This window comes from Treponema rectale, assembly GCF_014202035.1.
In the GTDB taxonomy this organism is placed as follows: Bacteria; Spirochaetota; Spirochaetia; order Treponematales; family Treponemataceae; genus Treponema_D; species Treponema_D rectale.
Genome location: NZ_JACHFR010000004.1, coordinates 187,401 through 207,669, shown reverse-complemented (window position 1 = coordinate 207,669; position 20,269 = coordinate 187,401). Strand labels below are relative to the sequence as shown.

Below are 20,269 nucleotides of genomic sequence, written 5' to 3'. Positions count from 1 at the left end.
AAGTCCTGTTTAAAAAAATATCCTGAATCTCCGTCCTGCTGCCATTTATTGCCGGTGGAAAATTCAGGATATTGAAACAAATTACGTTCAGTCTATCTCGTATTTTACATTAATACATTTTTTTACGGTAAGAATGCCTGGAGATGCTGTAATTCCGGAACTAAGACTCTTTGAATAATAATTTGCACTGACTGCTGCTTCACCTTCGGCATCTGAATAAGCTGCATCTGTAATTTTTAATACCTTACCGAGCTTTTCGTTAATGCGGCCGGAAAGTTTTTCTGCAGATTCTTTTGCATTATCCAGGGCAAGAAGATTTGCTTCTGCTTCATATTTACTGCGTTCAGAATGATCAAAAGTCAGGTCTGTAAGGGAAGTAACGTCCAGAGCAAGGATTTCTTCGGAAAACTGTTCAAATTCATCAATATGCCTGAATGTAATTGACGTATTCTGAGTTGAAGAATATCCGTCAAACACTCTTTTTTCTGGATTATACTGCCAGTGATATTCCTTGTTAGTCTGTACAAGACCGGTTTTAATATCCTTGTCGTCTACCGAATACTTTTTACAGATATCAATCAGCTGCTTTACAGTAGCATTTGTCTTTGCAAGGGAATCAGCAAGGCGCGGCTCAACGTTCTTTACATTAATACTGATTTTAACAATGTCAGGAACAAAACTTACCGTGCCTTCTCCGCTTACATTAATCGTACGAAGTTCTTTTTTTGAGCAGGATACAAACAGTGCAGCAGAAGCAAACATCATGACTGCTGTCTTTAAAATAAGGTTCTTTTTCATCATTTTCTCCTAATTAAGAAGCATTAGTTTCTACCAGTCAAACATTATTACTGCTGATTAGTTTCAAGTATCCTGTTAAGAAAGTTTTCTATCTCAGGAGAAAGGGAATCATCTTTTACAAGTTCTTCTTTTGCCTGCGCCACAGCCTGAACTGCACGGTCATAATCACCCAGCTGTTTTAAAATGTAAGCATAATGAATAAGAAGATTCTGTTTAGCAGAAAGATTTTCTGCATAGCGTACAAGATTTGACTCAAAAAATTCAGGAAGCCATGTCCAGACCTCTGCGTCTACAAAATTTTCAATAATCAGCTGTGATACTTCCGGATTCTCAGGTGAAATTGCAAAAAGAGTATCTGCAGCATTTAAAGTTTTCTGTTTATTTCCCTGAAGACCATAAAGAGTAATTCTATACAGAGGAATTCTGTAATCTTCCGGATACTTTGATTCACACTTTTTTAAAGTAGATTCAGCTTTTTTATAATCAGGAACTGCAAGGGCAATTCGTGCCGTAATAATATAAGCATCGCTCTGATATTCAGGGTTGTCCGAATAGCCTTTTATACACTTTTCTGAAAATTTAAGAGCCTTTTTTAACTCTCCGGAATTCCACAATACTATGGAATAATTATAATTATCATCAGCCGTAAACTCATATCCCTCCTGGTCTTTTTTATCATAAACCAGTTTTGCATTTTCAATGTCATCCATGCTGAAATAAATAAAAGCAAGAGTGCTGAGGGAAAAACCGTCATAACAGTCCTGATCATAAGCTTTACGAAGATAAGTAAGGGCATTATTCATTATTTCTTCGTCACTCATAAGCCAGTTACCGCTGTAACGGTAAATTACATCATCATAATAAAGCCCAAGGGCATAATCCAGAATAGGTTTTTCTCCATTAGCTTCTATATACTTCTGAACAACAGCTGCCGGATCATACATAACAGTATTAAAGGTCATCTCACCTGATGTACTTACTGCATGACGAACATCATAAAGAGTTTCTCCTTTTTCAAGATCCTTAAAACCAAACATTGTATGCATCATGCTGAGCGCAAAGTATTTTGAGCAGAGTTCAATCTTTTTTGCGATGATATATTCATTAGTATCTGCCCCTAAAGAACCAAATGCTGTCTGATACTGCCCTTTTTGTATTAACTTGTCTACTTTTTTTAACACTTTTTGAGTCTCTTTATCTGCCGACGAGTATGGGGTTTTCTGTGCAAAGAGCTGCACGTAACTAAACACAGATAAAAGCATAATAATGGAAAAAAATCTTTTCATAAATTTTACCTCACCTTTTGTAAATCTATTTTACCATAATAATAAGGGGGCTGTCCAAAAAGTTTATTGCGTAGCGTTCGGAATCTATGCCACATTCGCACGCACCTGCTACGAATGTGTATCTAGTGTAGATGGGGCTGTCCAATAAGTATGAGTCATTGCCGTGCTCGACAGCCTGTCATTGCCGCACTTGATGCGGCAATCTCATGCAGGGGGATTTTCGGGTCGGGCCCGAAAATGACACTTATAAAAAGTTGTTGACAGCCCGAAAATGACATTTTTTTGAACTTATTGGTCACCCCTTAAAATTTGCATAATTTTTCTTAAAAAACAGCTTAAAAAATTTGCATTATTAAAGAAGTGCCCTTATAATCGATTTCACAGTATTAAAAGTGATATCAAAAAATAAAGTTTGATACAAATAAAAGCAAACTGATACTTGGTTTTGATATTGCTTTGCAGGTGCAGCTTTTTAAGGGGGAGCTCTATGTTATTAACATTAAGAAAGTTTTTTAGCCTTATACCGGCCGCAGTTCTTGCCGCAGGAATGCTTGCAGGATGTTCATCGGACGGTGGCAGCAGCGGCGGAGCAACGGAAGAAGAAAAGATTCCTTCCGTTACAATCAGTTATTCCGGTGAAAAGGAAGTATCTGATGTAATTCCAGGTATTACGGGTAAATCACTGCTTGCAGCAGTTGAAAATGCTGATGATGCAGTTGTCTCATGGACAGCAGGCAATGAAAAGACAGCACTTTTCAAATCAGAAGGAAATTCTGCCGAAATAGTATTCCTTGCAGAAGGAAGCTTTACCGTAAATGCTTCAATTACTACGGCGGATAATAAAACCTATACTGATACTGTTGTTTTTAGCAGTTCTCTTGCCAGCCCTTCACCAGCAGCCGTTACAGAACCTGCCGTTAAGGAAAACTCAGTAACAGAACATGAAGCAGAACTCGAATGGGCTCCATTTAACACAGAAAACGGATCCGTACTGGCTTATGTCGTAATATTGAAAACTGAGGACGACATCTTAAGCATAAATTATTATGATAAGGAAACAGCATCTGTAAAATTTGAAAACCTTGATTCAAATGTTTCTTTCACTGCAGAAATCTATACGGCTTATGCTGATTCTGAAGAAGCAGAAACCTATTCCGTTGAAAAAGTAGAATTTAAAACAAAGGATGACGTTACACCTCCTGAATCTGTATCTGATGCAGCTATGACTTTAAGTGAAGACGGTTCAGCAATAGTCATCTCATGGAAAAACTCTGCAGACAGTGATATAGAAAAATTCAAAATCGTTCCTTCTCTTAATTCTATAGAACAGGAACCTGTTGAACTCACTTCAGCCGAAGTATCAACTTCAGCCGAAGCTGACAATACATACAGCTTTAACATTGAACCTGCAAAAGATAACCGTACGTTTGGTTTTACAATCACAGCTTATGATAAAAAAGGAAATGCTTCATCAGAAGTTTCTGTTAAGAACGGTGAATCTGATTCTCTTACTGTAGAAGGAGACAGTACTCCATGTGCAAAAGTTTCTGATCTCAATGTTGTAATTAAAAGCGTTACTGAAGAAAGCATGACATTCAGTGCCAGCTGGAAAAATCCAACTGATTCAGATTTTGCTAAAGTTCAGATTGCAGGAGAAGATACTGATACTGTTTCTTTCCAAAACCGCACAATAGAAATTTCAAAAGCAGCAGCCGGACTTACTTTTACAACATTCGATAAAGTAGGAAATGAAAATACAGTTACAGTTCCTGCAGACTGCTGGAAAGCAATCAGCACAGGATCAATGAAGGCAAAACCTCACTGGTCAAATGCATACCTTGTTTCTGACATTCCGACATTCTCTTCCGGAGCAGAATATTCAGTAACGGCAATTGACAGCACAAATACAGAAGCTGCAGCTGCAGTTATTTCTGAAAAGACAACAGCTGTCCTCCGGGGACTTAATGCAAATACAGAATATAAAATAGCATTAAAAGCAAAATTTACAGACACTGACTATACAGTTACTTATACAGACATAAACACGGCTTTAGAAGCAGAAACTGTAAAAGTTGAAGCAGCAGCAATTTATACAGACTGGGAAACAGCAGCCGTAGTTCCATACATAACAGGATCAGCTTCTCATAAAAATCTCATTGGCTGCGGTCACACAGGTAACGGTGTAAACTATACCATCAGCAGCATGAAATACACAAAATGGCTGCTCGTACCGGGTCTTGCAGAACCGGAAAGTACGGAACACTTTACCCTTGAAGCAGCATCAGTTTCTTCAGACGGTACACTTGTACCAGGTGGAATGTATGCTTACCTTGACATTGACAAAAAATACGCTTTTACAAACAGTATGCGTGCAATTCCTGACTGGGAAAATGTCAACAGTTCCGGACCACAACTCTGGGTTGATGCAGAGCCTTATAATCCTTCTTATGCCGAATTTAAATTCATTCCTGCAGAAGAAGAAGGACGCACCCATCAGGTACAGATTTGCAGTACAGCAGATTCTTCCCTCTACTGGTGGGAATCAGCTCACAACTTAAGCGGATTAAGTCTTGCAGATGCAGAATCAAAAGGAAAACTTTCAGACAGCTATTATACAGCAGTAAAAGGTGAATGGACTCTTACACAGGAAGCACCTTCAGAAGTTACAGTTTCTGACATAAGTGATTCAACTGCAACTGTATCATGGAAAAATCCTTCAAACGGCTCTCTTGAAAAAATCATCGTGACTGTAACTGGAGAAGACGGAACGGAAATCGTTTCTTCTGAAGCAGGCAAAGGTAAAAACTCATATTCTGTTACAGGGCTTACAGCTTCAGGAAAATACTCAGTAACTGTAAAGGCCGTAAATGCTGCAAATGCAGAAGCTGTCTCTGCCGCAGTAGACTTTGAAACGTCAGGAGATTCCTTCCCTCCTGCAAAAGTAAGCAGTATTTCCATTGACATGAACAGCGGTTTAATCAGCTGGACAAATCCGTCTGACATTGATTACAGAAAAACTGTAGTTAAAATTAACGGAACGGAAAAAGCAGCTGTTGATGCAGCAGATGAAATCAACAACAGCATTACAGCAGGAACTCTTTCTGCAGGAAGCACGGTTTCCATTACTACTTATGATGAAAGCGGCAACGGTGATGATTCAAGTACAGTATCACTGACAATGCCGTCAAGCACAGGTTCCATCAATACTACTTATTCTGCAGAAACAGGATGGACAGGACAGCTTAAAATAACAGGCATATCTCCTTCTGCAGAAACAGGTTACAGCATTTCTTACGGTATAAAGGCTGTAAATAAAAATGATGAAGCAGACACAGCTGTAAGTGCATCAGATTACAGTGCTTCTGATAAAATACTTGTAAACGGACTTACACCTGGAGCTGAGTACAAACTTGCAGCTGTTACCGTATTTACTGATACAGAAAAAGATGCAGTCATCTGCAGTACAGAAACTACTTACTCAGACTGTTCCGTTAAGCCTGTAAAAATCGTATGGCAGATGAAACAGCCTTACAGCAATGTTGATGTCGTTCCGTATATTCTTACAAACGGATCAAGGGACTATAAAAACTTAATCGGTGTAGGACGCAGTGAGCAGAAATTTACGCTTACAGACATGAAATATGACCGCTGGATTGTATGGCCTAGCCTTCAGGACGGCAAGGCAGAAAATTCCTTCAGTCTTGAAGCAACAGATAAAACTGCAGAAAGCTCAAACCTCTTTGTATATTTTGACGGAAATTCATGGAACAGTAATTACAACGCCATGAAAGATGCCAACTGGTCATACAACAGAGGTAATGTCTGGGAACTCTGGGTCGGAGACAAAGATACGAAGGTTCTTACAAGTTCAACATTTACAAAACAGTCTTCTTTTGTTCTTGAAAAAGAAGGAAGTACATGCACTTCTGCAGTTCCGGAAAACTATGAAGGCTGGTATTTCATTCATTCAGACCAGTACACAGGCAGATACTTCTACAGTTCATGCTTAAATCTCAGCGTAAATGCCAGTGTTGATAAATCAAACATCGACTGGCAGATTGCAATCAAACCTGCAGTATGGACAGGCACCGAAGCAACAGACGGCAAAGGTCCTGAAAAAATTTCTGACCTCTCTGTAAATGCAGAAAGCATAACAGGAAACAGTGCCGTCATTACATGGACTAATCCATCTGATGCAGACTTTGCATATGTTGTAATCAAGGGCGGTCCGGAAGACATAACACTTACTTCAGGGGAAACTTCTTATAAGTTTGCAAATCTTGCTGAAAACACACTCTATAACTTTACGATTACACCTTATGATATTTATGATAATGCCGGAACAGAATCTGATGCTCTCAGAGTAGAGACTTATGATGTCAACGCACCGGATTCTGTTACAGATATTGCCCGTTCAAACGAAACTTCCAGAACAAAAATCGTTCTTACATGGAATGAACCGGCTGCAGAAGATTATGCTTCCGTTAAAATCACGGCAGAAGGTCTTGAACCTCAGACAATTGCAAAGGGAACGACAACAGCTTCCTTTGACGTAGAAAAGGACTCTGTTCATACATTCACATTTGCAACTGTTGACACAAGCGGAAACATGCAGGGCGATGAAAACAATACAGACAATTCTCCTGCGGCATATACAGCAGCAGCAGCACCGTTTGCTGATTCTGTAAAGGCTTCTGCAAGATGGACTAAAGAAATCCTTGTAACATGGACAGACACCCCTGCTTCAGAAGACGGAGTTACATACTCTTATGAAGTTACAGGAACAGACGGTATAAACACCATTCTTCCGGCTAATTCTGATGAAAGCAACTTGATTTCTGCCGGAGTCCAGGTTGCTCAGTTTACAGATCTTACTGTCGGCACGGAATACACATTCACAGTAAATATTGTTACTTCGGACGGAAAAACATTTACCGGTGATTTAAGTTCAAAAGCCGCACCAAGAAAAGTCATGGCTGAATATAAAACTATGAATAACAGTGAAAATCCATATTTTGTTGCTTCAAGTGCAAAAGCGCTTATAACTAATTCCGGCAATTCCGGAGGATATTCTAAGACAATGGTAGTATACCCTGCCCTTGACGGAAGCATTTACTATACTTACACGGCAGACTCCACTACTGATAGTAATGCACTGAAGGCAGAAACTGGTACTGTTGATACATTCAGCCTTATGCTTACTTCTGTATCTTCAAGCTTAACAGACGGATTTGTCTGCATGGCAGCCATTGATGCATCAAAAACTGCCTGGGTTGTTTATAGTGACGCAGCAGTATTTGAAAAGAACTCTATTGAAGAAAGTGCACTGCAATATGCAAGTTTCTTTAACGGTACATCTAAATATGATTCAGACTATCCGTATTCACTCAGACCTACAGCTGAAGAAGGAAAAATTCAGATAGGAGCTGGAAGTAAAACCACTAACGAAAAAAAGATTACTTATCGTAAATCAGAAGGTTCTCCTGGTGTAGCTGACGGTAAGTGGAAGGTAACATACACTTACTCCACCACGGCTGAATAATCCGGAAAGAATTTAACCTGACAGCTGCCGCCAGCTAATTAAGACGGCAGCTGTTTTTTTTACTTTCAGGTCTCTTTTCTAAAATGAATATATATGCTAGCATCTTAGTAAGTTTTAAGGGGCTGTAGCTCACCTGGCTAGAGCGTTTGAATGGCATTCAAAAGGTAGTCGGTTCAAGTCCGATCAGCTCCACTTAATTTAAGCACCTGACCAATAAGTTCGAAAAATGTCATTTTCGGGCTGTCAACAACTTTTTATAAATGTCATTTTCGGGCGCGACCCGAAAATCTATTTAGTTACAATACGTCGAGTCAAGGCACGCTAACGCTTAAAGCCTTGACACAGCCGTCTTTTAGGTTTTGTATTAAACCCTAAATACAAAAGATTGCCGCATCAAGTGCGGCAATGACAGGCTGTCGAGCACGGCAATGACTCATACTTTTTGGACAGCCCCTTTTTTTATTGAAAATTTATTACCACCTCCCCCTGAAATTTCCTTGACTTACAACTTATAACATGAAAAAATAAAATGTAGATAATATGTTAAGTTTTCGTAAGGAGGTTAATTATGAAAACAACAAAAAAAGTTGCAGCTGCAATTCTTGCTTTATCTGCAGCACTGGCATTTGTAGCCTGCGATAAAGATGACGAAGCTTCTTCTACAACATTCGGAGGAAGCCTTCCTGCATCTAAAGGCGTAAACAATTTTAAAGGCTCTTATACTTCTGGTGATGACAAACTTGTTATTGAAGACTCAGTTATCAAAAATTATGATAAGACCAAGAGTGGCGATTATGAATTAACTGATGAATATAAATATTCCTTCCAGAACACCGGAGATGATCCAAAAGAAGGAACAGTATATCTTACAGTGGGAGCTTTTTATAGTGACGGCGTAAGATATACAACTGTCGAAGATTTATTAGAGATGATGAAAATAAACGAACTTGGAAACACAGACGATATGACTGCAGACGAAAAAGCAGCTGCTGAATTAACGTGGTCTCTCTATAAAGAGCCTTTGTATAATCAGTATAAAGCCATATCAAAAGCAGTAGAAAAAAATACATATTCTATCGCTGGAGATGGCGTTATTACACTGACCCCTGTATTTGACAAGGTATCTAACCTTCTTAACAGTGAGTTTGTCTCTACTGGCCACGACTATACACTTGACGCAGGTGGTATAGAAAGCATTATTTTAAATTCTGATGATGGAAAGAACCTCAGATTTACTGCTTATGTTTTTGTTACAAAAACTCCAGCAGACAGTTCTACTCCAGAACAATCTGTTGAAAAAGCAACATTAACAGCAACATACGTATATAACGAAAATACCGAAGAACTTGTCCTTACCTTTGGAGATGAGTTTGATACTCTGAAAGAGAAATATAGTACTACTGCAGATGGTGTTAGCTATAATACAATATTGCCTTACCTAACAAAAACTATCACCTTCACAAGAGATTTTAACGTAATGACTCTTACACCAATTACAGAGGTAGTCGGAGACTAAGTAACTATGTTACTAAGCTTTTAGTTTATACTAAGCATCCTGGGGCTGTCCAATAAGTTTACATCCTAGTGTCATTCCGAACTTGTTTCGGAATCTATAGAACTAGATGTGGTGTAGATACTGAAACAAGTTTAGTATGACAATACTTATTGGTCATCCTCAGGATTTTTTTATTGTTCATAAATAGGCTCAAAGTCTTCGGCAGGATGTCCGCACATAGGACAGATAAAGTCTTCAGGCAGTATTTCTTCCATAAGTTCATAACCGCATATTTTACAGCGCCATCCGATTATTTTTTTATGTTCCCTGCTCTGCCCGGCTTTTTCAGGCTTTACGTTCTTCTGATATTCAGCATAAGTAAGAGGGGCAAGACTGCTGATAGTTTTTGCATCCTGAACTTCTGCAACAAAGAGTGTGTGACTTCCAAGTTCCATAGATGCAGTAACTTTACACTTTAAGACTGCACAAACCTGTTCCGTAATATATGGACAGCCGTTACTGTCTTTTTCGTATTTAAAGTCTCTAAATTTATCTACGGAACGGCCGCTGGAATATCCGAAATTTTTTATGGTATCAAAAGTACAGGACTTATCAAGAACTGACAGAGAAAACACGCCGCTTTCTTTTATCATTTCGCAGGTAAGGTTCTGACTGATAACAGAAATCGCAATTCTCACCGGACCTGCTGCTGTCTGAAAACAGGTATTGGTAATGCAGGCATTAATTCTGTCACCGCTTTTTGTACCTAAAACAAAAACACCATAAGAAAGACTATACATTGCTTTCTGATCCATAAATTCCTCCTGTATATAATTTATTATAAGGGGAATTTCTAAAACCGGCACTCAAAAAAATATTAATTAACTTTTAAACATTTTCTGCAAAACATTTTATTTTCTGTCCAGAGAACGGCCCATCCGCTTATAGTAGATAAAGCAGAGGATTATACCAAACACGGTTGCAAGAGGAGCCGCAGCGCCAATTCCGGTAAGGCTTGCATCAGGACGTATACTCATTAAATAAGAAACAGGAAGCCTTAAAAGAAACGTCTGCAACAATCCCTGAATCATTACAAAGAGTGACTTTGAATGTCCGTTAAAATACCCCAGATAACTGAACAGAATGCAAGTTACGACAGCTTCAGGTGCAAAACCTCTTAAAAACTCAAAAGCACGAGCAATAAATTGTCTGTTTGAAGTAAAGAGCATTGCAAGATAATCTCCAAAAAAGAATACCCCTATCATAATTACAAAACCGATTCCTGCTCCCAAAATCTGGCCGCAAAGCATTCCTGCTCGTGCCCGCTTTTCATTTCCGGCACCCACATTCTGAGAAACAAAAGGAGCCATACTCTGCATGAGGGCAGCCGGTATGAGCATTACAAACAGCTGTATTTTCTGTGCAACGCCGTAGCCTGAAGAAGCAGCAAGACCAAGTCTGTTTACAAAAGCACACAATGCAAGAAAACTAAAATTTGTAAGGACGCCCTGTACAGTAAGCGGAAGGCCTAACTTTACAAAACGAGGGACTTCACTTCCAAAATTAAAATATTTTTTATGAAAACCAAAAGACATCTTTCTCTTCTTTATGATGACAAAAGAAAGAATGACGCTTACAGCCTGTGCAGCAACCGTAGCAATAGCAGCACCGGCTACATTCATCTTAAATCCTGCAACAAGAATAAGGTCTCCGATGACGTTGACAATACTTGCAATGGCTACAAAAACCAGCGGTGTAGAAGAATCTCCCATTCCCCGAAGCATGGAACTTATAAAATTATAGAAAGTTATAAAAATAAAACCACCGCCGCATATCCTTATATATTGAACAGTTAAGTCAACAGCTTCTTCTGGTGTCTGCATAACGACAGCAAGAGGTCGGGCAAAGATTATGATACCGACAGTAAGAACAAGAGACAGAAGAAGAAAAAAAGCAACAGCATTGCCTATAAGCTTATTTACATCTTCATAACGTTTTGCACCGATATACTGCCCCATCAAAACAGTAACACCCATAGTTATTGAATTAAGGAACATCGTAAAAAGATTCATGACGTTTCCGCCGACATTAACACCACTGATTCCGGCATCAGTCCCAAAATGACCTACAATAACCATATCTGCAGCACTGTACAGAGATTGAAGCACAAGAGAAAGTAAAATGGGAAACATAAACGCAATGAGCTTAGAAAAGATATGTCCCTGAGTAAAATCCTGTTTATCCGTTAACATAATTTTGCCATTTTACCGGGGATTATTTATTAAGACAACTATAGCAAAAAAATTATCAATAAAATTTACAACAAAAACCAAATTTTTGCTTTTTTTCTTTCTAATGTTGGGTTATAATATTCCTTTTAAGGTAAAAAAATAAAAATTTAATTAAGCATTCTGTGGAGTCAGTTTTATGAAAACCTCTGGAAAATTTTCTGTTTTTGCTTTCATTGCCTTCTTTATCATCGGGCTGGGAATAGTTTCTTTTTCTGCAATCAACCTGTTTAGAAAAAATGCTGATGAACAGCTGCAGCAGATGAAGTATGAAAAAACCCTTGAGATGGAAAAAGGCCTGCTGCCAGAGAAAAAACTGGCAATTCAGATGGCACAGTCACCGGCAATCATTGATTACATGAAAAATCCGGAAGATGAAGCTGTTCGGGAACTGGCATTCAGAGATTTCAGCAGTTTTCAGACTTCCTACAGTTCTCACAGAACTTTCTGGATATCTGATGAAGATTTAAAATACTATTCCAATATGGAATTCATATACGATCTTGATAAAAGGGATCCGTCAAGCTCATGGTACCAGGCAACCATTAATGCAAACCTTCCTTTCCAGTTTTATGTTGATTATGACCTTGGACTTAAAAAAACTTTCATGTGGATAAATGTCTTAGTTTATGATGAACACCACTCTGTAAGAGGAATCACGGGAACCGGTGTTGAACTGAATGACTTTGTTCTTTCGATGTATGAAACGCTTGATAAAGAAACCACAATGTACATGTACAACGGCAGCGGTGAAGTTTCCGCTTCTCCTGATATCAGAGACCTTGAAAAGAAAATACAGATTACTTCCCTTATGCCAGAACTTAAAGAAGCAGAAAATCTTTTTACTCACGAAGAAAAAACATTTTCTACCATGTCAGGCGAATATTTTATTGCACCAGTTGAATCTTTAGGCTGGCATCTCGTTCTGTTCATTCCATTTACACCACAGGCATTTTTAAAGAATGCCCTGGTTCCGTTTGCAATACTCGTAATCATTATGGTAATCCTTTTTATAGGATATACAATGAACAGTCTCTTTAAGCCTCTGGATGAAATCAACGAGACCGTAAAAAATATTATTTCTTCCGAAGCAAATCTTACTCGCCGCCTTAATACTAACATTCATACCCCATTTGCATCGATTCATAAACTTGTAAACAACTTCAATACCTTCATGGAAAAATTACAGTCCATGATGCAGACAATAAAAGCTTCAGGCTCAAATCTGAATGTTGTCTCCGGCAGTGTAAAAGAAAGCGTTGCTTCCGTATCAAATTCAATGACAAACATCCGTCTGAGTATCAACAGCGTTCAGGAACAGATAAAAAAGCAGTCAGAGGGCTTTAACGAAACATCAACTGTTGTAAAAGACGTAGCTTCAAGTATTTCGACGGTAAATACAATGATTGATTCCCAGACAAAAAGTATTCAGGAATCTTCTTCTGCTGTCAGCCAGCTGGTAAACGGCATCGAAAAAATAACTACTTCAATGGAAAGCATGTCTGTCTCTTTTGACACTCTTGATAAAGAAGCCCAGAACGGAATTTCTAAACAGCAGAAAGTTGACGAAAGAATTTCTCAGATTGAAGAACAGTCGCAGATGCTTCAGGAAGCTAACATGGCTATTGCCTCAATTGCAGAACAAACCAATCTTCTTGCCATGAACGCAGCCATAGAAGCAGCCCATGCAGGAGAAGCCGGTAAAGGGTTTGCTGTAGTAGCTGATGAAATCCGCAAGCTTTCCGAAACCTCATCAGGTCAGTCAAAAACAATCGGAGTCCAGCTTAAAAACATTCAGGACAGCATTGAAGAAATTGTTGCAGCTTCCCAGGAATCAAGTACTGCTTTTGCTGGAGTTTCCGGAAGAATTCAAGAAACAGACCGCCTTGTAAAATCTGTCCGCAGTTCTCTTGAAGAACAGACAGAAGAATCCCGCAGTGTAATATCTTCACTGAATGAAATGGATAAAAATACAGAAGACGTAAGAAAAGCATCACTTAAAATGGCAGAAGGAAGTTCCCATATCCTGGAAGAAATGAAAAACCTTCAAAACTCTGTAGATGCCGTCAGCGACAGCATGGCAGCAATGTCAGAAAACGCACAGAGTGTCGTAAAAAGCGGAATGCAGCTGGATCACTGTATCGAAAATCTGAATACAAACGTTGCACAGCTTGATTCTGATACAGGAAGATTCAAAACAGAATAAGTTATACCTGATAAAAACCACTGCTTACTTTAGATGTAAACTCTTCTTTAGGCATCGGTTTTCCAAAAAGATAACCCTGGAGACGCAGGCAGCCAATGGATTTTAAGAAGTCAAAAGCTTCCTGCGTTTCTACCCCCTCTGTTAAAGTCTGCACTCCAATCTGATTGGCAAGATTTATAATACAGGTAAGAATCGACTGGGCTTTATTATTTTCTGACAGACCAGAAAGAAATGCCATGTCTATTTTCATCAAATCAAAATTATAGTCTTTTAAAACATTCAATCCTGAATAACCGGAACCAAAATCATCAAGCCAGAGAGAATTTCCATTTTGATGAAATACTTCAAGAGAAGTCTTTAATTTTTCATCATTAGAAGAAAGGGCGCTTTCTGTAATCTCTACGTGAATATAAGACTTTGAAAGTCCGTACTTTGTTATGCAGCAGTCCAGTTCTTTTGCAGGGTCAATAAGCTCAAAATCGAGTCTTGAAAAATTAATTGAAACCGGCACTGCAGGGAAACCTGTATCCAGAGCTTCTTTTAAATCTTTGCAGGCAATTTCCATTACGGCAAGATCAAGTTTATGAATTAAATGGTATTCTTCCAGAACAGATATAAATGCAGCAGGAGAAAGAAAACCGAATACAGGGTCTTCCCATCTGGCAAGTGCTTCTACCCCGCATATTTTTCCTGTTGCAGCCCATACCACAGGCTGATAATAAACCTTAACAAAGCCCTTCTCTATTGCAGAATCAATATTGTTTATTATGTACTGTTTTTGATTAAAAAGTTTATCCATTTTACAGTCGTATTCAACTATATTCCTGCCAAAATGTTTTTTACTGGATTCACAGGCATAGCGGGCATGATCACAGGCCAGCGTCGGAGAATCTTTTCTGTCTTTCAGTTTGCAGATTCCCGCCTTAAATTCAAGCTGAAGAAGATTTTCTTTTTTTTGAATCCTTTCATTTACTATGGCAACCTTGTCTTTTATTTTTGTAATATCAGTAAAAGCAACAAAATGGTCATCAGAAAAACGAGCTATAATTTCTCCATAAAAAACTTCATTTATAATCTGGGCTACAGTCTTTAAAAAGTTTGTTCCCGCTGCAAAGCCGTATTTTTCGTTATAGCTTTTAAAATTTTCCACATCCATAAAGGCAAAACACATATCATCTATGGATTTCTTTTCATCAACTATAAATTCCCCAACGGTTTTGTAAAAATAATTCATATTAGGAAGTAAAGTCAGATCATCTATCAGGGATTTTTTTTGAAGAAATAAATTTAAACTGTTAAGTTCTTCGTCTTTCTGAGCTTCTACTCTCTGCTGATGATGAGAATTCAATGCCGTTACAAAAAATGCAAGCCATGTAGTAAAGGCATTTACTTTTAAACTTAATGAAAGAGGAACAAGTTTATTCTGAAGAAACATGTATATCATAAAAACAACTGTAAGGGCTGTAAAAGAAACCAGAGGATGCCACACAAAAATACAGTTTACTATTATGATTACAGTTATAAATACAAAAACCTGGCCTCCCCGGTCCTTACTTGTATATGAAATATATAATCCAAAGAGAATCAGTATTATTGAAAACAACAGTTTTATTACGGAACCGATTTTTTTATTGGAAACTTTGTTTTTTAGAAAGAGAACAGAATATACCAGCGTTATTATAGAGCTTACAAGAAGAACTGTATAAGCAATCGTGTGCGTAATAAGCCATGCTGCGGTATAATTGTTAGAATCCTCTATTACACCGGAAAACATCATTATAAGCATCCAGACTTCTATAACGGCTACTATTACAGAAACAAATATTGCTGACCTGATGTTTGACGTAAACAAATAATCCTTTACAAATGAGGAACATCTGCAGCTTTTGAGAAATCTTTTTATACGCCCTTTAACGCCTGAATTCTCAACCATAGTCTAATTTTATTACCGATTTTTGAAAATTCAAGAAAAAAACTTACTGTTGTGTAAAGATTATGTTAAGGAAGAAAGGCTTATACACGATTGTCTTTCCGTGTCTGCCACATCGTCACCCTGTCATTGCCGCACTTGATGCGGCAATCTCATGCAGGGGGATTATCGGGTCGAGCGCGGGAATGACAAAATGCTGTGCAAGAGATGCCTGCCCACTGTCATTCCGGCTTGGCGTGGAATCTTTTTATCTTCTCCTTACCAGTCGTAGCCTACATCGGGAACAGGAAGAGTCACACCGTCCACAACTTTCGATGTCCAAGTCTTGTATAATTCTCCTGAATTGTTAGCATTTACCCACTCGTTCATTTGGTAGATAGACGGGATTCCTTCACTAGGATCTGCAACCGTTACGCCGTTGTCAGCACCAATACCGCCTGCTGCTGTTCCTGCCGCATAATAGTTGCTTACAAATATACAAGTACCGCTTCCTCCAGTTAAAATTTCTCCGATAACGCCGCCCGCACTTGTTTTGGTACTGTCTGTTATAGTAACACTTCCGGAGTTAAAGCAGTTCTTGACAATTGCTTTATAGTCGCTACTAAGATCACAAACACCTGCAATGCCACCAACGCAATACGTACCAGACACGGGAGCCAGGTTTGCACAGTTGAGCACACCTCTGTCTGTTGAAGCACAATGTTCATTGCCTGCAATGCCACCAACGACTGCTGTTGAAGCAGAGACCTCTCCGATATTAATGCAGTTACGCACAATTCCAAATGCAAGCCCGGCAATTCCACCAGTTTTGGTAGCCCCGGTTGATTGTACAGCTCCCATGTTCACGCAGGAATCAACGACGCCAGAGCCCTGCTGATAACCAAGAATTCCTCCAAGACCATCACCTTTGCTAATTACCGTTCCATAGTTCACACAGTTTATTATGGTACCAGTGTTGCAAAATGCTGCAATGCCTCCGGTATCAGAACCTCCCGTATGAGTAACAGAAACATAGCTTCTGCAGCCTTCTATACGGCCACTGTTCAATCTATTAACTATGCCGGCGTATGTAGAACTTCCCTCAACGGTAAGGTCTTTGACCGTTCCTCCGTCTACATAATTGAACAATGCATTTTGTCCGGAAAGACCTGAAACGGTCTTGTTATTTCCGTCAAAGGTTCCTTTGAATACGTTATTGTAATCTGGTCCTATTGGTGTGAAACTAGAAGTGAGGGTTACATCATCAAAAAGGGTAATTGTTTTTCCTTCAAAATTTTTTCCATCATTTGTGAGCGCTGCAATTTGGTTCATGCCTGCGGCACTTATTACTTTAATTCTTGTTACTGTGTCATAGTTTTCAGATGTAACCAGTGCGGCATCCAGCGGAATGCCTAATGTGCCATCGCTGGTTATGAACCAGCCAGCCGTCGGATCGCTTGCGTCTGGTGTAAGAGCAAATTTTCCCACCTCGTCGGCAAGGTTAACGATTGTGCCAGTGCCAGCCTCAAGCAGCGTTCTTCCCGCTTCGTAAGAGTTTGGAGTAATGCTGATTACATTGTCTGTCTCGAGCTCTGAAAGTGAATCTGTTATTGTGATAGTTTTTTCACTTGTAAGATAGACATCATTTGTACTATCCACAAGAGCATTGCCCGACATATTGAATGTGCCATTAACGAAAATTCCTTTTCCCAATCCTGATATGCTCGTCAGGGTATTGTTCTTGATTACACCGCCTGTCATTGTGAATGATTGAGTTGTTTCATTATCAGCAAATGCAACTCCACCGCCGTAGTCTTTTGCTTTATTCCCTGAAATCTCACCACCGCTCATTACCAGAGATGCTTTACCGCAGAAATATATTCCGCCACCGCCAACTATGCCAGTGGAATGAGTTGCCGTGTTTCCTGAGATTTTTCCGTCTTTGAAAATAAATTCAGCGTCATTCCACATGGAAACTCCGCCACCAGAATAAGCTTGGTTTCCGCTTATTTCACCGCCTTCCATTGTGAACTGTGTTTTGCCGATATACAGGGCTACGCCACCGCCGTTTTTGTTAGGATACAGACTATTCCCGCTAATAACTGAACCTGCCTTCATGGTTACTTTGGCAGTAACTGTATCAGTAACGGTTTCGTCTCCTACTATGGCAATGCCACCTCCTACACCCTTATCTTCTTTTATAGTTTTGTTTTCTGTTATGGAACTCTTATCAATTGTGAGGGTTGCGCAAACGACAGCAATACCTCCGCCGTATGATTTGGACTCATTTTTAGTGACGGTGGCTTCAGAGAGAGTAACATTTGAACCGCTCGCCATATAAATTCCTCCACCGTACGTTCCGCTACCCCCGGTAATCTTTAAGTTTTTGATTGTAACCGGAACCGCTGTAGAAATCGTGAGTGTCGTTCCCTGGCTGTTTCCGTCCAGAATATCACTTGTGTTTCCTGTCGCTCCAGAAAGTGTGACAGATCTTGCATTATATGTTCCGTTGCCGTCAGATTTTAGATTACCCGAAATTGTCTGCGTGCCAGTAACAGTTCCATCAATGTAGATTGTGTACTCAGCAGTGCTGTAATTCATAACCTCTATGGCTTTTGCAATCGTGGCAAAAGGCTTTGATTTTGTGCCGTTGCCGTTTGTGTCGTTTCCTGCGACACCGCAAAATGGGTGAGATTCGCTTCCCGCAACATAAATCGGCGCATCAAGCAAAAGCTTATCTTTGTCGCTGGAAAGCTTAATTCCCCAGTCGTCATCTGACAGCGCAAAATAATTTGTGTAATCATACTCGCCGTCTTTCTTGATAGTTGAAAGATTCGTTCCGTCTGCCTGAACCACTGTTGTTCCCCGCTTCCATTCCGACGGTGTAATGGCAATCTGGTCGCTTGCGCTGTGGGCTGTAAGGGCACCTGTCAGAGTGATTTTATTCTCTTCACCTGCAAGGTAAATGTCGCCCGCAACAAAAGCGTCTCCGCTCATATTAAGAGTACCCTGATTACTAATACCGCTTCCAACAGATGAACTTGTATTGCCGCTCACTTTTCCGCCAGAAAAAGTGAAAATTCCAGTGTTGAAAACTCCACCGCCAGAAGCTGTTGCCTCGTTTCCAGAAATTTCTCCTCCTGTCATGACAAAAGTTCCGCCTACAACAATTCCTCCGCCGGACATACACTTATTTCCGCTGATTTTTCCGCCCTTCATGGTAAGTTTTCCGTCAACTCCGACAAAAACTGCTGAAAAAGTTTCCTCTGTAAAAGAAGAAGTGTCGTTTCCTGTAATCCACACTCCCTCTTCAATCGTCACATCTGTTTCATAATTATTGTCAAGGACAAGAACCATTGTTTTGCTTGTTGGCGTGCTGTCTCCCAAAAGTTTTATGTTTTTAAGATTTACAGGAACAGTTGAAAAAACTTTAAGCGTAACGGCATCCGTCGAACCTGAACAAGACAATGCGTCTTTGGGCTCTCCGCTTGAGTCAAGCCCGTTCAAGCCTGCTATTGTTATGGAGTTTGCCTTTCCGTTTACTGCGTCGGAAATCTCCTGCGATCCCGTTACAGTTCCGCTAACAAAAATGCGGTAATCCTTTGAGCTGTCGCCTGTAGCCGCAATTACTTCCACCGCCTTTGTGACTGTTTCAAATGGAGCGTAAGGGCTTCCACTTCCTGTGATGTCGCTGGCAGTGACTTCCACGCTTGTAGCGGCCGCGGTCTGTCCTACATAAAATGTAGTTCGGGCAAACTGGCTCACAAGGTCAGCGGTAAGGCTGAATTCGCCACTGTCGCTTATCACTCCGCTTCCGTCAGAAAGCCAGGTATTTGTGGTCATGTTGTCAAAGACATTTATGGTCTGGACTGTTGAGTATAAAAGGATGCCGTATTCATCAAAAAAATTAAAGGTGACTTCGTAAGAGCCGGAGGGAGTTGAGCCGCCAGATGTCATATCCTTTGTCATGACAGTAACGGAAATTCCCGCGACATTAACACTAATATTATCTCTCCAGTTAGAATTGCTGCAAATCGCTGTTACAAGCTCTACGGTTGTCGGGATGGTCATGCTTAAGCCAACAAGTCCGCTTCCGCTCTGGCTTGGCTTCGGGTAGAAAGTGTGGCTTACCACAGGATTTGCGGCGGACAAGGTTGCAGGATATGTGTCGCTCATGATTATTGGGTCAGTGTTGGCATTCACGCTAGAGAATGTCGGAGACCTTTTTACGCCGCTTATTATTTGCCATGTTCCGCTTCCAAGCGAAAGCGCAAAAGTCACGCCGCTGGAAAAATCAAAGAAATCTAAATCTTCTATGCTGTTTATGGTGAATGAACCGCTTCCGTCTGTCTGGGTGGCGGTAACATAATAGTAATATTCAGGGCCAATGATGAATGAAGGAAGGGCTGAGCGGGAAACGCTGCTGTCATTCCGTGCTTGACACGGAATCTCCTGTGCAAGGGATGCCGAATCAAGTTCGGCATGACTGTCACCCTGAACTTGATTCAGGGTCTCATTAAGACTCACAGGTAGGGCACCTGTCACGCAGATGGAGCCGTTAAAGATAACTTTACCATTTCCACAATTCCGGGTAGAAGACGTTCCTTCCTGAAAACCAAGCAGGTCGGAGCAGGATGCAAAAAACAAAAGTCCCACGCACAAAAGAGTCGGTTTTGTAAACAATGTCCTTTTCTTCATATATTCGTCTCCTTTTTGATGCTGAATCAAGTTCAGCATGACAGCTC

Annotated in this window: 9 protein-coding genes and 1 tRNA gene; 4 read left to right on the top strand and 6 right to left on the bottom strand. The window is 40.0% G+C overall.

The features are described 5' to 3' along the window. Nucleotides 1–87: 87 nt before the first annotated feature. Together HNP77_RS11690 and HNP77_RS11685 are read right to left on the bottom strand one after the other, a co-directional pair. Nucleotides 88–798 carry an SIMPL domain-containing protein gene (locus tag HNP77_RS11690; protein ID WP_184653573.1) on the bottom strand — a complete coding sequence of 237 codons (711 nt, stop codon included), beginning with the start codon at nt 796–798 and terminating at the stop codon, nt 88–90. Between the two features lie 47 nt (nt 799–845). Further along, on the bottom strand, nt 846–2,084 hold the full coding sequence (locus HNP77_RS11685; RefSeq protein WP_184653571.1) for a tetratricopeptide repeat protein: 1,239 nt from the start codon (nt 2,082–2,084) through the stop codon (nt 846–848). 487 nt (nt 2,085–2,571) lie between these two features. Between HNP77_RS11685 and HNP77_RS11680 the strand changes: the two genes are divergently transcribed. The 3 genes from HNP77_RS11680 to HNP77_RS11670 all read left to right on the top strand — a co-directional run bounded on the left by HNP77_RS11680 (nt 2,572) and on the right by HNP77_RS11670 (nt 9,142). Further along, nucleotides 2,572–7,626, top strand: coding sequence for a fibronectin type III domain-containing protein (locus HNP77_RS11680; protein ID WP_184653570.1), 5,055 nt, complete (start codon nt 2,572–2,574; stop codon nt 7,624–7,626). A gap of 118 nt (nt 7,627–7,744) precedes the next feature. Next, nucleotides 7,745–7,818 (top strand) — tRNA-Ala (locus HNP77_RS11675). Nucleotides 7,819–8,194: 376 nt separating this feature from the next. Further along, the gene (locus tag HNP77_RS11670) at nt 8,195–9,142 is read left to right on the top strand and encodes a hypothetical protein (protein WP_184653568.1); all 948 of its coding nucleotides are present in this window, start codon (nt 8,195–8,197) and stop codon (nt 9,140–9,142) included. A 170-nt stretch (nt 9,143–9,312) separates the two neighbouring features. Here HNP77_RS11670 and HNP77_RS11665 read toward each other — a convergent pair whose 3' ends face one another. Both HNP77_RS11665 and HNP77_RS11660 read right to left on the bottom strand, forming a co-directional pair. Beyond that, nucleotides 9,313–9,936: a flavin reductase gene (locus tag HNP77_RS11665; RefSeq protein ID WP_184653565.1), complete on the bottom strand. Its 624-nt coding sequence runs from the start codon at nt 9,934–9,936 to the stop codon at nt 9,313–9,315. 96 nt (nt 9,937–10,032) lie between these two features. Continuing rightward, complete coding sequence (locus HNP77_RS11660; RefSeq protein ID WP_184653563.1) at nt 10,033–11,373, bottom strand: MATE family efflux transporter; 1,341 nt, start codon at nt 11,371–11,373, stop codon at nt 10,033–10,035. A gap of 175 nt (nt 11,374–11,548) precedes the next feature. On the opposite strand from HNP77_RS11660, the gene HNP77_RS11655 reads away from it, so the two are divergent. Further along, entirely contained in the window at nt 11,549–13,615 is a 2,067-nt protein-coding gene (locus tag HNP77_RS11655; protein WP_184653561.1) for a methyl-accepting chemotaxis protein, read from the top strand. Nucleotide 13,616: 1 nt separating this feature from the next. On the opposite strand, the gene HNP77_RS11650 is transcribed toward HNP77_RS11655, so the two are convergent. Both HNP77_RS11650 and HNP77_RS11645 read right to left on the bottom strand, forming a co-directional pair. Next, nucleotides 13,617–15,548 (bottom strand): bifunctional diguanylate cyclase/phosphodiesterase, encoded by a 1,932-nt coding sequence (locus HNP77_RS11650; protein ID WP_184653559.1) that lies wholly within the window; start codon nt 15,546–15,548, stop codon nt 13,617–13,619. A gap of 255 nt (nt 15,549–15,803) precedes the next feature. Beyond that, a complete protein-coding gene (locus HNP77_RS11645; RefSeq protein ID WP_184653557.1) occupies nt 15,804–20,222 on the bottom strand; it encodes a hypothetical protein in 4,419 nt (1,472 codons plus the stop codon). Nucleotides 20,223–20,269: the final 47 nt, after the last annotated feature.